Source organism: Helicobacter apodemus (genome assembly GCF_000765745.2).
GTDB classification, from domain to species: Bacteria; Campylobacterota; Campylobacteria; order Campylobacterales; family Helicobacteraceae; genus Helicobacter_D; species Helicobacter_D apodemus.
The window spans coordinates 25,726-41,046 of record NZ_JRPC02000016.1; the positions used below are offsets into that span (position 1 = coordinate 25,726).

At 33.6% G+C, this 15,321-nt stretch carries 10 protein-coding genes; 7 read left to right on the forward strand and 3 right to left on the reverse strand.

All coding sequences use genetic code 11. The features are described 5' to 3' along the window. The first annotated feature begins 138 nt into the window (after nt 1-138). From LS72_RS06880 to cfrA, 6 genes are all read left to right on the forward strand, one after another. Complete coding sequence (locus LS72_RS06880; protein ID WP_034553176.1) at nt 139-1,308, forward strand: pyridoxal phosphate-dependent aminotransferase; 1,170 nt, start codon at nt 139-141, stop codon at nt 1,306-1,308. A 390-nt stretch (nt 1,309-1,698) separates the two neighbouring features. Next, nucleotides 1,699-3,207 (forward strand): acetaldehyde dehydrogenase ExaC, encoded by a 1,509-nt coding sequence (gene exaC, locus LS72_RS06885; protein ID WP_238700750.1) that lies wholly within the window; start codon nt 1,699-1,701, stop codon nt 3,205-3,207. Between the two features lie 61 nt (nt 3,208-3,268). Further along, the gene (gene adhP / locus LS72_RS06890) at nt 3,269-4,315 is read left to right on the forward strand and encodes an alcohol dehydrogenase AdhP (RefSeq protein ID WP_202978619.1); all 1,047 of its coding nucleotides are present in this window, start codon (nt 3,269-3,271) and stop codon (nt 4,313-4,315) included. Between the two features lie 80 nt (nt 4,316-4,395). Continuing rightward, entirely contained in the window at nt 4,396-4,899 is a 504-nt protein-coding gene (tpx, locus tag LS72_RS06895; protein WP_034553172.1) for a thiol peroxidase, read from the forward strand. Between the two features lie 27 nt (nt 4,900-4,926). Continuing rightward, nucleotides 4,927-5,289 (forward strand): DUF779 domain-containing protein, encoded by a 363-nt coding sequence (locus LS72_RS06900; protein WP_034553170.1) that lies wholly within the window; start codon nt 4,927-4,929, stop codon nt 5,287-5,289. 330 nt (nt 5,290-5,619) lie between these two features. Beyond that, on the forward strand, nt 5,620-7,734 hold the full coding sequence (gene cfrA / locus LS72_RS06905) for a TonB-dependent ferric enterobactin receptor CfrA (protein ID WP_034554946.1): 2,115 nt from the start codon (nt 5,620-5,622) through the stop codon (nt 7,732-7,734). 392 nt (nt 7,735-8,126) lie between these two features. Here cfrA and LS72_RS06910 read toward each other — a convergent pair whose 3' ends face one another. Genes LS72_RS06910 through fliK form a run of 3 tightly spaced genes read right to left on the reverse strand, consistent with a single transcriptional unit; the run spans nt 8,127 to nt 13,397 of the window. Beyond that, the gene (locus tag LS72_RS06910) at nt 8,127-10,388 is read right to left on the reverse strand and encodes a flagellar hook-basal body complex protein (RefSeq protein WP_138155216.1); all 2,262 of its coding nucleotides are present in this window, start codon (nt 10,386-10,388) and stop codon (nt 8,127-8,129) included. A gap of 12 nt (nt 10,389-10,400) precedes the next feature. Then, nucleotides 10,401-11,414, reverse strand: coding sequence for a flagellar hook assembly protein FlgD (gene flgD / locus LS72_RS06915; RefSeq protein ID WP_138155217.1), 1,014 nt, complete (start codon nt 11,412-11,414; stop codon nt 10,401-10,403). Between the two features lie 9 nt (nt 11,415-11,423). Next, nucleotides 11,424-13,397 carry a flagellar hook-length control protein FliK gene (fliK, locus tag LS72_RS06920; RefSeq protein WP_138155218.1) on the reverse strand — a complete coding sequence of 658 codons (1,974 nt, stop codon included), beginning with the start codon at nt 13,395-13,397 and terminating at the stop codon, nt 11,424-11,426. Nucleotides 13,398-13,521: 124 nt separating this feature from the next. On the opposite strand from fliK, the gene typA reads away from it, so the two are divergent. Further along, nucleotides 13,522-15,321 carry a translational GTPase TypA gene (gene typA / locus LS72_RS06925; protein ID WP_034554856.1) on the forward strand — a complete coding sequence of 600 codons (1,800 nt, stop codon included), beginning with the start codon at nt 13,522-13,524 and terminating at the stop codon, nt 15,319-15,321.

Here is a 15,321-nt window from a genome sequence, read left to right on the forward strand (position 1 = left end):
GTGTATCTAACTAAATATGATAAAAACCTAGCATAATCTAGTATAAATTAATATTTTCAAATTTTTGTAAAGAAAATAAAGCTATACTACTAGCAAATAAACACAATATTTTAACTGCAACAAAGTAAGGATTCATTTATGTATTCATATTCAGACAGAATTAATAACCTCTCAGAATCTATTACCATAGCAATTAGCACATTAGCTAGAGATTTAAAAGCACAGGGTAAAGATATTCTTTCATTTTCTGCCGGAGAACCCGATTTTAATACACCACAAGCCATTAGAGAGGAAGCTATAAAGGCTATCCAAGAAGGATTTACAAAATATACTGCTGTTTGTGGAATCCCAGAACTACTACAAGCTATTAGCGACAAATTAAAAAGAGAGAATGATTTAAACTACACCACCAAAGAAATTATTGTAAGCAATGGAGCAAAACATTCCCTCTTTAATGTTATTGCAGCACTTATCCAAAAAGGCGATGAAGTCCTTATCCCCACCCCTTATTGGGTTACCTACCCAGAGCTTGTATCTTACAGCTTAGGGACAAATGTATTTTTGCAAACTACACAAGGAAATAATTTTAAAATCACTCCCCAACAATTAAAAGATTCCATCACTCCTAAAACTAAAATGCTGATTTTAACCACTCCTTCAAATCCTACAGGAATGCTCTATTCTAAAGAAGAATTACAAGCACTTGCTGAAGTCTTAAAAGGAACAAATATTTGGGTTATTAGTGATGAAATCTATGAAAAGCTTGTTTATAATGGTAGCTTCACCTCTACTGCAAGTATTAACTCTGATATGTTAGAGAGGACTATTACCATTAATGGATTAAGTAAATCTGTGGCTATGACAGGTTGGCGTATAGGTTATTTAGCGTGCAAAGATAAAAAGCTATGCAAACTTATTGATAATCTCCAAAGTCAATCAACTTCTAATGTCTGCTCTATCACGCAAAGGGCTTCTATAGCTGGGCTTGATGGGAGAGCGGATGAAGAAATCAAAAAAATGCGGTTAGCTTTTGAAGAAAGAAGGGATTTTGCTTGCAAAAAAATTAACGCTATTAAAGGATTAAATGTAAATACTCCAGATGGTGCTTTCTACCTCTTTGTGAATTGCTCAGAAATTGAATATGATTCTATGCATTTTTGCAAATCTTTGCTAGAAAAAGTTGGGGTTGCAGTTGTTCCAGGTATTGGATTTGGAATGGATGGATATTTTAGATTTTCTTTTGCTACGGATTTAAAAAGCATTGAAGAAGGTATTAAACGAATAGAAAGTTTCTGCAATTCCCATTAAAGCTAAAGCAACACATCTCTTTTAATACTAAAATTGATTGATTTATTAGGGATTATCAATATCTCTTTGCAGTCTATCCCAAATATACCCAAATAAAACTATTTTAACTTACCTCTATCTATAACTAATCTTAATAGTGATCTAAAATAATAATTAATAATCTAAGAATCCAATTTATAACCCTATTTCTTGGGATAAACCAATCTCACCCTCTAAATGAATATTTTTTATAAGTTTCTAAAAGTAACATATAATTTATATATTGCTTTGTTGCTCTAAGATATTATAAACTTTAAAACAAATTGTATAGTATCCTATGGATGAAAATTAAGTTCAATTATAAATATAAAGTTAATTTTCACTAAATCTTTAATAAGAAAGGAGATGAGTTTGAGTCAATATACAAAAATTTCAAATGTGTTTAAACAACAATACGAAAACTACATTGGCGGTCAATGGGTTCCACCAGTTGATGGAAAATACATTGAAAATAAAACGCCTATTTCTGGGGAAGTGCTTTGCAAAGTTCCACTATCAAGTGATAAAGATATAGAAAATGCTCTTGATGCGGCACATAAAGCCAAAGATAAGTGGGCTAGCACAAGTCCTACGGAACGTTCTAGGATTTTATTAAAAATTGCTGATAGGATTGAAGAAAATCTTGATTTAATCGCCCACGCAGAAACTTGGGATAATGGCAAACCTATCCGTGAAACACTCAATGCAGATATACCTTTGAGTGCCGACCATTTTCGTTATTTTGCCGGTTGTTTGCGTGCTCAAGAAGGAAGCATTAGTGAAATTGATGAAAACACTATAGCCTATCATTTTCACGAACCTCTAGGAGTAGTTGGGCAAATCATTCCTTGGAACTTTCCTCTTTTAATGGCAGCTTGGAAACTTGCTCCTGCATTAGCGGCGGGAAATTGTGTAGTTATAAAACCAGCAAGCCCTACTCCAGCAAGTATTTTAGTGCTTTTTGACATCATTGGCGATTTGCTTCCTGCAGGGGTAGTTAATATTGTTAATGGAAGTGGAGGAAAGATAGGGAAATCACTTGCAACAAATCCAAAAATCGCTAAGGTAGCCTTTACAGGCTCTACAAGTGTTGGGCGGCAAATTATGCAGTTCGCTACAGAAAATATTATTCCTTGCACTTTAGAGCTTGGAGGTAAATCGCCTAATATTTTCTTTGAAGATGTTATGGCATATGAAGATGAATACCTAGATAAAGCCATTGAAGGACTTGTCCTTTTTGCCTTTAATCAAGGTGAGGTTTGCACTTGCCCAAGCCGAGCTTTAATCCACGAAAAAATTTATGATAAATTTATGGAAAAAGTCCTTAAACGAGTGGAAGCTATCAAAGTGGGGAATCCTTTAGACCCAAACACAATGATGGGTGCTCAAGTAGATGAAAAGCAAGTAGAAACTATTTTAAATTACATAAAAGTAGGAAAAGAAGAAGGTGCACAATGCCTTATTGGTGGTGAGAGAAATCAACTAAGTGGTGAATTATCCAAAGGTTGCTATATCAAGCCTACCATCTTTAAAGGACACAATAAAATGCGTATATTCCAAGAAGAGATTTTTGGTCCTGTTTTAGCTGTAACCACCTTTAAAGATGATAAAGAAGCCCTAGAGATTGCTAATGATACAATCTATGGTTTAGGAAGTGGCGTTTGGACACGTGATATTAATAGAGCTTATAGATTTGGACGAGGCATTCAAGCAGGGCGAGTTTGGACAAATTGTTATCACGCCTATCCTGCACACGCAGCATTTGGAGGCTATAAACAATCAGGAATTGGTAGAGAAACCCATAAAATGATGCTAGATCATTACCAACAAACTAAAAATATATTGGTAAATTATTCTATCAATAAATTAGGTTTCTTTTAATAAAAACTAAATTAATGGGAATTTAACCCCATTAAACAAAACTAAATTTAAGGAGTTTAAAATGAGTATCCCAAAAACTATGAAAGCAGCTGTATCTAAAGAATATGGAAAACCTCTTGTTATAGAGGAAGTTCCCGTTCCAAAACCGGGTAAAAATGAAATATTAGTAAAAATTGAAGCTTGCGGAGTTTGCCATACAGATTTGCACGCTTGCGATGGTGATTGGCCTGTAAAACCTAAAGCAAACCTTATCCCCGGACACGAAGGCGTTGGTAGAATCGTAGAATTAGGGGAAGGTGTAACGCATTTAAAAGTGGGCGATGTTGTTGGCATTCCTTGGCTTTATAGTGCTTGCGGACATTGTGAGCATTGCTTTGGAGGATGGGAGACACTTTGCGAAAGTCAAGAAAATGGAGGATATTCTGTCAATGGTGGCTTTGCGGAATATGCTGTAGGGGCTGCGGATTATGTTGGTATATTAGATAAAAATTTAAGCCATCAAGACTTAGTGAATATCGCCCCCATTCTTTGTGCAGGTGTAACTGTTTATAAAGGCTTAAAAATGACTGAAGCACGACCAGGAGAGTGGGTAACCATTTCTGGGATTGGTGGGTTAGGGCATGTGGCTGTGCAGTATGCTAAGGCAATGGGATTGCGTATTGCTGCTGTTGATGTCGCTGATGACAAACTTGAATTAGCAAAAAAATATGGAGCTGAAGTTGTAGCTAATGCAAAAACTGAAAATGTCGTTGAAAAAATACGCAATGCGACAGATGGAGGAACTCACGGAGTGCTAGTTACTGCTGTTTCCCCAAAAGCTTTTGAACAAGCTGTTGCGCTTACAAGAAGAGGCGGAACTGTCGCTATGAATGGTCTTCCTCCAGGAGAATTTCCTATTAGTATTTTCAATATGATTTTAAATGGAATCACAGTAAGGGGTTCTATTGTTGGGACAAGACTTGATTTACAAGAAGCCATTAATTTTGCCCAAACTGGCAGAGTAAAAGCTCATGTTACTGCAACAAAACTAGAAAATGTCAATGAAGTCTTTGACAAAATGAGAAAAGGACAAATTGATGGGAGAATGGTTTTAGATATGGCACAATAATGCCTTTTAGGTGATTTCACCTAAAAGGTTAAATAAGATCGATAAAATCTTCAATCATTATTTAAATAAAGGATAAACGAATGACTATTAGTTTTCAAGGAGAAAAAGTATTTTTAAAAGGAAAACCCCTTAAAGTAGGTGAAAATGCCCCTGAAATAACACTTGTTAGTAAAGATTTTAGCGAAATTAAAGTTGGCGGCAAACAAGATAAAATACAAATTATTAGCGTTGTCCCAAGTCTTGATGGATCGGTTTGTTCTATACAAGCAAAAAGATTCAATCAAGAAGCTACAAAACTTAAAGATTGCATAGTGTATATTGTAAGCATTGACACACCCTTTGCGATGGAGAGATTCTGTTTAGATGCTAATGCAAAAAATATCATCGTAGCTAGCGACTTCATAGATAAAACTTTTGGGGAAAAATATGGTTTAATACTTGCAAATTCTTTTCTTAAAGGAATGCTAACCCGTGCTGTTCTCATTGTTGATAAAGAAGGCAAATTAATCTATCAAGAAATATGCGAAGAACTTGGTCATGAGCCAAACTATCAAGCAGCTCTTAATAAAATAAATACGCTCTAAGCTAAGTCTTAGTATCAAGGATAAAAAATGGTTAAACGCGTAATTGCAACACAAAAAGCATTAAAATTAATTAAAAAACTCCAAGAGGAATATGGCGAAATTCTTTTTCATCAAAGTGGAGGTTGTTGTGATGGCTCTGTTCCATTATGTTACCAAAAAGGAGATTTTAAAGTTGGGGAGAATGATAGTTTTTTAGGATACATAGGTGAAGCTCCTTTTTACATTCATCATAGTCAATATGAATATTATAAACACACACAGCTTATTATCAATGCAAAAGAAGGAAATGGTAGCGAATATTCTTTAGAATATGGAAGTGGCGAAATGTTTGTTTTAGAGTTAAGGCTATTCAGTGATGAGGAAGTACAAGCATTACAGACCACTTCTTAATGCTATTTTGCAATTCAAACTTCCACTCCTTTCATTATCTCTATAAACTCAAAGAATCTATAAAATTTATAAAAACTTAAAAATCCTTTTTTAAATCACTACAATTATATAAATAAAAGTAATTATTATAATAATAATTTAATAAATCTTTTTGTATAACTATAATTGCTTAATGCTTAATGCTTAATGCTTAATGCTTAATGCTTAATGCTTAATGCTTAATGCTTAATGCTTAATGCTTAATGCTTAATGCTTAATGCTTAATGCTTAATGCTTAATGCTTAATGCTTAATGCTAATAATAAATTATTAAACGAAGGAAAGAAAAGTTATGTTAAAAGATTCTACTATTAAAATCACTTTGAGTTCTTTACTGCTATCCCAAGTCTTAGCAATGGGAGATTCAAAATATGTTTTAGATACTTCTGTCGTTAGCGCTTCGGGATTCTTACAAGATGTTAAAGACGCTCCTGCTACTATTAATGTTATCTCCAAAGAAGAGCTATCTACTAAACCTTATCGTGATATAACAGAAGCCATTGCAGATATTCCTGGTGTAGATTTGTTTGCCTCTAAAGGAAAAACAGGAAATTATAATATTACGATGAGGGGTATCACAGGATATACACTTATATTAGTTGATGGCAGACGTCAAGGGGTTGGGGGTGAAGTAGGACCTAATGGATTTAATGAAATCTCTAATGCCTTTTTACCTCCGCTATCAGCAATTGAAAGAATAGAAGTTATAAAAGGTCCTATGTCTACCCTTTATGGCTCTGAAGCTTTAGGTGGAGTTATTAATATCATCACCAAAAAAGTTAGCAAAGAATGGGGATTAAATGTTCAAAGTGATGGCCTCTTTCATAATGATTCAAGCTGGGGAAATAGTTATTCTGCAAGCCTTTATGGAAGTGGTCCCTTAGCGGAAAATCTAGGATTAGCCTTGCGTTACCGACAATTTCACAGACAAGGTTCTAATGTTCAATATACCAATTCTACAGGACAAATTGTCCCAGCCAATCAAGCACAGAGTCCAACAAGAGCTAATAACTTCAATGCTGGAGCAAAACTTACTTATCTCCCTACCCCAGAAGATACCATAGTCTTTGATATAGATTATTCTAAAAACTCTTATAACAACAAAAGTGGTCAATTAGGGACATTGACGAGTCCTTTGAATAGCGGTGGTTTAACAGGTGGATATACCCCCAAAATGAATGTTGATAAGATTGTAACTTATCTCACACACCAAGGAACTTATAATAATTTCAATCTTGATTCTGGACTTCAATACAATCGTGTTACTAATAATGGCAGAGAGGTCGTAGGACAGGCCACACAGAAAGATTTAGGGCATAATAGAGATATTAAGGCAGAGGATATTATTATAGATACTAAGGCTATTATTCCCATAGGAGAGAGAAATATATTAAGTCTTGGTGGTGAATACAAATTAGAAAAAATGCGTGATAAGATTGCAACACCAAATAAGTTTGACCAATATCTCTTAGCGGTTTTTGCCGAAGATGAATTTTCTATTTTAGAAAATCTTAACTTAACCTTAGGGGGAAGATACAATCGCCACGAGATTTTTGGAAACAACTTCTCCCCAAGGGGCTATTTAGTATTTAATCCTAATAAGGATTTAACACTTAAAGGAGGGGTAGCGACAGGATTTAAAGCTCCCTATGCTAACCGCTTAATCGCTGGAGAATATAATTATGGAGGACAAGGAAGATACCCTATTTATGGAAACCCTAATTTAAAAGAGGAAACTTCTATTAACTATGAAGCCTCTGCTATCTATAATCAAGAAAACTATTATCTAAGCCTAACGGGATACTTTACAAAATTTAAAGATAAAATTTCTAGCACAAGATTTGAACAAAATCAAAATGTCCCAAGTATTGGAGTTTGCTCTGCACAGCGTTGCTTTCAAGCCATAAATCACGGAAAGGTAGATTATAAAGGGATAGAATTAGCAGCAGGCATTACTCCTGCACCAAATCTTAGCTTTGATCTTGCCTATACCTATACAGATAATAAAGTTAAAGAATCTGATACACAAAATGCCATAGGTAAGCCAGAGAGTGGCTCATTGAAACATAACTTAATGGGAAAGGCTACTTATAAAATCCTCAAAACTACTCCCTACCTCAAAGCAGAATATCAAGGGAATAGATTCAGAGATCCTAGCGAATATAGTAGCGTTAATCGATACTATAAAAATGTCTTTTTGCTCTCTTTAGGTTTAGGCTATGAAATTAATAAAGATTGGCATTTAAATATGGGGGTTTATAATTTACTTAACAAAAATTTCACTCAAGATTTCATAAAAACTACTTCAACTGATAGGAATGGTCAAGTTACTGAAACTTGGTATAATGCCTATAATCGCGTAGAAGAAGGCAGAAGGTATTGGCTCTCCTTAAGTGCAAATTTCTAAATAATAAAGATCTTCTTGTATAGAATTGAAAGAAAAAATTTCTTTCAATTCTATTTTAAACAACCTTTACTCCAAAGATAAATTAACACCCATACTTATTTTAATTAAAATAAAATTTTAGTGAAGTTTAATTGTATAAGTCATTTTTTGATAGAGCAATGTCATTTATGTTAATATCTCCAAAAACCCCATTAAAGCTTCTTTAGAAAAAGAATTAAAACTTAGTCTTAAAAACTTATCCCCTATTCCTAAAGGCAATTTATAATATTAACCTCTTCTTAAGGGTATTTGGTGATTGATTTAACACTCTCCCTTGATTACTAGAATTTACCTATTAAAGGTGCAGGTAAAATTAAGGAATCCCTAAAGAGAGATTCTAGTTTCAAAGGCTATTAATTCCTTTTTAACCCTATAGCTTCTTGCATAAGCTGGTCTGCGGTAGTAATAGATTTTGCACTCATTTGGTAACCCCTTTGATAAATAATCAAGTCCGTTAATGCCGTCCCGGTATCCACATTACTTGTCTCTAACATATGATCTAAGACTCTTCCATATTTTAAAGCTGCATACCCCTTATCTTCCCACGCTAAAAGAGGAGGTCCGCTCACTATAGAGGCTTCTCCATTTCTAATACGAATATTCATCTCTAAAAGATTCCCTCCTACTTTACTTAATCCTTGATCATTAACAAAAGCTGCAATACCAAATCTCCCTAAAGCCTCAATCTTGTTGTTAGTAAAATTGGCTAATATAATCCCTTGATCATTAATGACAATCTCTTTTAATATCCCTTCAGGGGCACCATCTTGCGTAGTAGATTTAACACTAGAATCCGCATAAGCAAAGCTACTTGAGGTCTTGCCATCTTGACTTTTGGTTAAATCCACACTAATATTTCCATTGCCAAAAGGGACTTGAAATACTGGTGCTTCCGCACTCCCATCGGGATTAAAACTTATCTCATTGATTATAGGAGTTTCGCTAAGGAGTGTTTTACCTGTAACATCATAAATCGCACTCCTTACCTCCCAACGTTCATTAACTGGTGGAGTAACACTTTGGTCTCTTTGCTCTATAAGGATATATTGATTTTTTAAGATAAATTTTTGCCCTGATTCATCATAAATTTCTGTATTACTCTCATAAGTTGGGACTTGCAGCCGTGTGCTACTAAGAGAATTTACAGCAAGAATCTTCCATCCTATAGTATCCTCTAGTGGATTTGTATCCCCTGCTCCATTAACCTTTTGATAAAGTAACCCATTTAAAGAAATAATATTACCTTCCTCATAAGTAGTTCCCCCTTGATAAGTAGCCACTTCACCTATTATAGAATCAGTGATTTCTTTCCAAGATTGGGTATCATCAGCAGGATTACCAACTTGTGCATTATTGGGTTCTTTTTGATAAATTTTCCCCTCAAAAGCAACTAAGTCTCCATCTTGATAGGTTTTATTGTTGCTATAAGCTGCTACCCTACTTGAATCTACCAACTTCCAAGCATTAACATCATCAAGAGGATTTCCTGCAGTTGGGGTATTACCATTTTTTTGAAAAATTAATCCTTTATACTTAACATAATCACCATCGGTATAATTAATCGCAGTATCAAATTCTTTAATACGCGTTTCAAAAATAGAATCTAATTTTTGATTGACTGCCTTTAATTCTAATTTATCAGCTAATTTACCACTAATCCCTAAAGTAATATTTTGCAAGGTATTATTACCAAGATACAAAGAATGATCTGTTGGGAGTCCATTAGCATCTAATTTTAATCCAAGATCTAAACCGGTATTTTTTTTGATTAATTCTGTCAATTCTTTTATCGTAGTAAAACTATTATCACCCTCTTTACCATAAGTGAAAGTATAACTCGTAGTTTTTCCATTTTGGGTAATGCTAAAAGTAATATCTTTGTGATTTTTAGCATCTAAAGGGGTTCCTTTGAAATCCATCAAGGTATTAACATCTTGATTAAGGAATTTCTCCTTATCAAAATTTCCCTTTTCATCTTGCAAGATACTAATAGGCTTACCATTTTGGGTGCGATTTAGATTAATGGCTAAACCTACTTCACTCGTTAAAGTTGGTTGATAATATAATTCCCTGGGGATTTGTATTGGCTCTAAAGTCGAACCACCAAGACTAGCATAATCTTTTTCTATATCATTAGTGGCCGTAAATGTTCCATCTTCTGCGATTTTTTTAAGGTTAATGCCATACATATAATAACCTAAAGAATTTACCAAATATCCTTCACCATCAAGACTAAAAGAACCATCTCTTGTGAAATAATTTTGCCCCATAGCACTTAGAGGACTTTTAATATCAAAAGAGCCATTCTTATTAGTCCCAACGACAAACCAACCTTTTCCCGAATAGGCTACATTAAAAGCCCCATCTGCTTTTACATAACTTCCATCATTAACATTAATGGCGTTAGAGCCAACTTTTACACCATAGTTATAATCATTATTAATAGGAGAGTTTGCATTAACATAATCAAGATTAGTTGCAAAAATACTGCTAAATTCTGGGGAATTTGCCCTAAAACCTGTTGTATTAACATTAGCAATATTATTAGAAGTAACATCAATCCCAAATTGATGCGTTTTAATACCACTTATTCCATTATAAAGAGCTCCTACCATAGTCAATCCTTTTTATTTCTTAGGATAGAAAGATTGTGCTGCAGTAATTGGCATAATAAAATGATCGCCTAACTTAATATAAGGCACCCCTTTATCATAAACAATACTTTGAACCTCTCCCCTTCCCATCTCTGTAGTTAAATATTTGTTGGTATTAGAATCAAGGTTATATTCGGCACTAATTTTATACTCTCCAGCTCTTACAAAACTACCACCATCATCCCTTGTATCCCATTCAAATTCAATATAGCCACTTTTTCCATTATATTCTTTAAGGCTAATTTCTTTTACAATTTGTGTAGTATCCTTACCATCTTTATCTTTAGCTTTAGTTGTAATAGTAACTTTTGGATCTCCTTTAGAAGCGTCAATAGGTTTATCAAAATAAAGCGAAAATTTCACCTTATCATTATTAGATAGCGTAAGGGCAGAATATCCTGTTTCTGCAATTTTACCAATCACATCTACTGCACTATAACTATTTAAAATATTTCCATCGGTGATATTACCTGCTAAAGTCTGCATAGTTTTAAGCATATTATCTTGTGTTTGGATAAGTTTCTCTTGGGCTTCAATAGTTTTTTCATTAGTCTTTTGCATACTCTCCATAGCAGTTGTCATTTTTTCCATAGCAGTTTTCATCTTTTCTTGTGCTTCTACCTGTGTTAATTGTGCAGTTTGCGTTAAAATCTCTTGTGTTTCCATAGGAGCTGTTGGGTCTTGATTTTTAAGCTGCTCTAAAAAAAGCTTCATAAAAGCTTCATTGTTTAAAGAGTTTCCTCCGGTAGGTTTATCATTCTTAGGGATTGGAGAATCCCCAGGAAAAGTCGTATTATTAGTATTGTTAGTTGTGGCATTATTATTTGCATTATTTGCATTATTTGCATTATTTGCATTATTTGCATTATTTGCATTATTTGCATTATTTGCATTATTTGCATTATTTGCATTATTTGCATTTGTTGTAGCTGTATTTGCTGTGTTAGTTGCAGTAGTATTATTTGTAGCTGTTACATTTGTATTCATTTTTGCTCCTTAAGCATCATAGGAAAAGCGTAAATCCATATGAGAAATTTCTCTATAAGAATCATCGACTTGTTGATAAACATACAAGCTATTTTCATTCCTTTTTTGATGATTTTGAGAATTTTGGTGAAAATTTTGTTGAGAATTTCCTCTACTTGAATCACTAAACCCTCCTCCTAAGCTATTTCCTGCAGTATCTTTAAAGTCCATTTGCACTTCATTAAATCCTAAATTACTTAATTGGTTTTTAAAATCTTGTGCATTTTGCATAAAAAGCTGTAAAGCTTGCTGATTCGAACCAATTTGAATATGAATATTATCCCCTCTTTTTGTAATGGTAAGTTCAACACTCCCCAAATTTTGAGGATTTAATTCTAAGGAAATTTTAGTAACGGGTGGGCGATAGTTTTGTAAAGCCTCTTTTAGCTTGTCGCTAAAGTGTATAAAAGTATTTTGGATACTAAAACGTTCAATATTTTGGCTTTGTATGGCACCTTGATAAACTTCTTGATAGTTTTTTTCTTTTATCTCCTTTTGTATGGGGCTTGCTTCTTTAGTCTCTGATACAAAAGAGCTTTTAGCTGAATTTTGCATTTTTAAAAGATTATCTAAAAAACTTTGTTGTGAATGCTCTTTAACCTGTATTTCCTCTTTAGTAATATTTTGTATATTTTGCCTCTCTTCTTGTAAGGCAAAATGATGTTTTTCATAAGATTTATCCATAATTTTGTTTTCTTTCTTAACAGAGGAATAAGGGTTTTTCTCCTCTTTAAAAGAAATTTTTGGCTTCTCTTGCTTACTAAGATTTTCTTTTGTTTGCTTAATAGCTGTTTTAGAGGATTGTTCTAAAATAATATTAGAATCTTTAGGAATTACATTTATAACCTCCTTTGGACTAGAAAGTATTTGAGAATCTTTGAAATCTTTTTTCTCTCTCTTTTGCGTTAAAGTAGAAATAGTTTTTTCTTGATGTGTATTTTTTAAGCCTTTGGGGTTTTCTTTTATTACTTGAAAATCCTCTTTTACTTCTTGGATGAACTTGTCTTTTTCTTTTTTTAAGGAGAGATTTTTTTCTATCTTTTTGCCATTTTCTAAGATTTTTTTATCTTGTAAAAGAATCGCATTTATAACCTCCTTTGGACTAGAAGGTATTTGAGAATCTTTGAAATCTTTTTTCTCTCTCTTTTGCGTTAAAGTAGAAATAGTTTTTTCTTGATGTGTATTTTTTAAGCCTTTGGGGTTTTCTTTTATTACTTGAAAATCCTCTTTTACTTCTTGGATGAACTTGTCTTTTTCTTTTTTTAAGGAGAGATTTTTTTCTATCTTTTTGCCATTTTCTAAGATTTTTTTATCTTGTAAAATATTACTTAATACTTCATTAGGAATATATGCTTTTTTATCTTTTAATCCTGTAACCTTACTTTGAGACTTTTGGGGAATTTCTTGCAATATAGTTTTATTAGGCTTTTGTGTATCCCCTTGAAAATGTATTTTTTTAACCACAAGGTTTAAATTATTGGCTTTTTGAAGAATATCTTTTAAAGTCTTAGGAGATTTTGTTTCTTTTGCCATTTGCAATAATTCTTTGGCATTTTGGGGAATAGACCTTAAAGTCTCTAAAGAATGCGCCTTTTTTGTAGGCTTGTCTTCTATTGCTATTTCTAAGGTTTCTTTAGTTGTTTTAATAATCTTTTTATGCTCTTTTTTAAAAGCAATGCTTCCTTCTTTTGTTTCTATGATTGGTTCTTCTTTAATCTCTTCCTTATCTACATCTGCAATATTCTTTTCTTTAAGTAATAGATTAATTGCTTTTTTTTCTAGGTTTTTACCTTTTTTCTTAACTGCTTCTTTATCTTCTATTAAATCATCAAAAATTTTTGAAAAGGTTACTTCTTCTTGCAAATCCTCTTGGGTTGGAATTTTATTTTTATCTTTGGATACATCGGTTACATTACTCTTATCTATTTCAAGAAAAGAAAGCATAGGATCACCTCTAAAATTTATAAATTTTACCAGCAATATAAGCAAATAGTATTCCTAATTTTTTAGATTTTTTCTAAGACTATTTTCGATAAAATCCGCACAATTTTTATTTTCAAGGAAAGTTATGCAAGAGATTAGAAATATTGCAGTTATTGCTCATGTCGATCACGGAAAAACGACTTTGGTTGATGGTCTCCTTAGACAATCAGGCACTTTTGCAAGCCACGAGCAAATTGATGAACGTGTAATGGATAGTAATGATATTGAAAAAGAAAGAGGTATTACTATTCTTTCAAAAAATACTGCGATCCATTATAAAAACACAAAAATCAATATCATTGATACTCCCGGACACGCCGATTTTGGGGGTGAGGTTGAGAGAGTTTTAAAAATGGTTGATGGCGTCTTATTGCTTGTTGATGCTCAAGAGGGGGTTATGCCACAAACAAAGTTTGTTGTGAAAAAAGCCTTAGCGCTAGGGCTTTGCCCGATTGTTGTAATTAACAAAATCGATAAACCCGCCGCACAACCCGATAGGGTTATTGATGAAGTCTTTGATCTCTTTGCCGCTATGGACGCCAATGAAAAGCAACTTGACTTTCCTGTAGTTTATGCAGCAGCAAGAGATGGCTATGCGATAAAAAACTTAGAAGATGAAAAAAAGAATCTAGAACCGCTCTTTGATGCGATTTTAGAGTATGTCCCTTTGCCTAGCGGTGAATCTAATAATCCACTTCAAATCCAAATCTTTACTTTAGATTATGATAATTATGTAGGAAAAATCGGTATTGCTAGAATCTTTAATGGCAAGGTAAAAAAGGGTGAAAATGTAATGTTAGCTAAAGGCAATGGAGAGAAAACCACGGGCAAGATTACTAAACTCATTGGCTTTTATGGACTTGCTAGGACAGAAATACAAGAGGCACAAGCTGGAGATATTATTGCTCTAGCAGGATTTCACTCTATTAATGTAGGTGATTCTATTGTAGATATTAATAACCCTATCCCGCTTGACCCTATGCATTTAGAGGAGCCTACAATGAGTGTAAATTTTGCGGTTAATGATTCCCCTTTTGCAGGATTAGAGGGCAAACATGTAACCGCTAATAAACTCAAAGAGCGATTAGAAAAAGAAATGCAAACCAATATCGCAATGAAAATTGAAGAATTAGGCGAAGGGAAGTTTAAAGTTAGTGGTAGAGGGGAATTACAAATCACTATTCTAGCAGAGAATCTAAGAAGAGAGGATTATGAATTTAGTATCTCGCGTCCAGAAGTTATTACCAAAGAAATAGAAGGAAAGAAATGTGAGCCCTTTGAATCTTTAGTGATTGATACACCCCAAGATTACTCGGGCAGTGTTATTGAAAAACTAGGGAGGAGGAAGGCAGAATTAAAAGCTATGAATCCAATGGGAGAGGGATATACGCGATTAGAATTTGAAATTCCCGCTAGGGGATTGATTGGTTATAGGAGTGAGTTTTTAACCGATACCAAGGGTGAGGGAGTTATGAATAATAGCTTCTTAGAATTTCGCCCCTTTAGTGGAAGTGTAGAAACAAGAAACAATGGGGCTTTAATCTCTATGGAAAATGGTGAAGCCACACCCTTTTCTTTAGGAAATATTCAAGAAAGAGGAGTTTTGTTTATCCCTCCACAAACAAAGGTTTATATAGGTATGATTATTGGGGAGCATAGCAGAGAAAATGATTTAGATGTTAATCCTATAAAAGCTAAACATTTAACTAATATGCGTGCTAGCGGTAGTGATGATGCCATCAAACTCACCCCACCCCGTGATTTAAATTTAGAAAGAGCTTTAGAGTGGATTGAAGAAGATGAGATTTTAGAAGTAACACCTAAAAATATTCGGATTCGTAAAAAAGTCTTAGACCCAACACAAAGAAAAAGAAAAAATAAGTAA

What these genes read in the sequence shown, in the direction of transcription:
- LS72_RS06900 (WP_034553170.1), top strand. Translation starts at nt 4,927, where the DNA reads ATGGTTAAACGCGTAATTGCAACACAAAAAGCATTAAAATTAATTAAA.
- flgD (WP_138155217.1), bottom strand. Translation starts at nt 11,414, where the DNA reads ATGAATACAAATGTAACAGCTACAAATAATACTACTGCAACTAACACA.
- typA (WP_034554856.1), top strand. Translation starts at nt 13,522, where the DNA reads ATGCAAGAGATTAGAAATATTGCAGTTATTGCTCATGTCGATCACGGA.
- LS72_RS06910 (WP_138155216.1), bottom strand. Translation starts at nt 10,388, where the DNA reads ATGGTAGGAGCTCTTTATAATGGAATAAGTGGTATTAAAACGCATCAA.
- adhP (WP_202978619.1), top strand. Translation starts at nt 3,269, where the DNA reads ATGAGTATCCCAAAAACTATGAAAGCAGCTGTATCTAAAGAATATGGA.
- fliK (WP_138155218.1), bottom strand. Translation starts at nt 13,397, where the DNA reads ATGCTTTCTTTTCTTGAAATAGATAAGAGTAATGTAACCGATGTATCC.
- tpx (WP_034553172.1), top strand. Translation starts at nt 4,396, where the DNA reads ATGACTATTAGTTTTCAAGGAGAAAAAGTATTTTTAAAAGGAAAACCC.
- LS72_RS06880 (WP_034553176.1), top strand. Translation starts at nt 139, where the DNA reads ATGTATTCATATTCAGACAGAATTAATAACCTCTCAGAATCTATTACC.
- cfrA (WP_034554946.1), top strand. Translation starts at nt 5,620, where the DNA reads ATGTTAAAAGATTCTACTATTAAAATCACTTTGAGTTCTTTACTGCTA.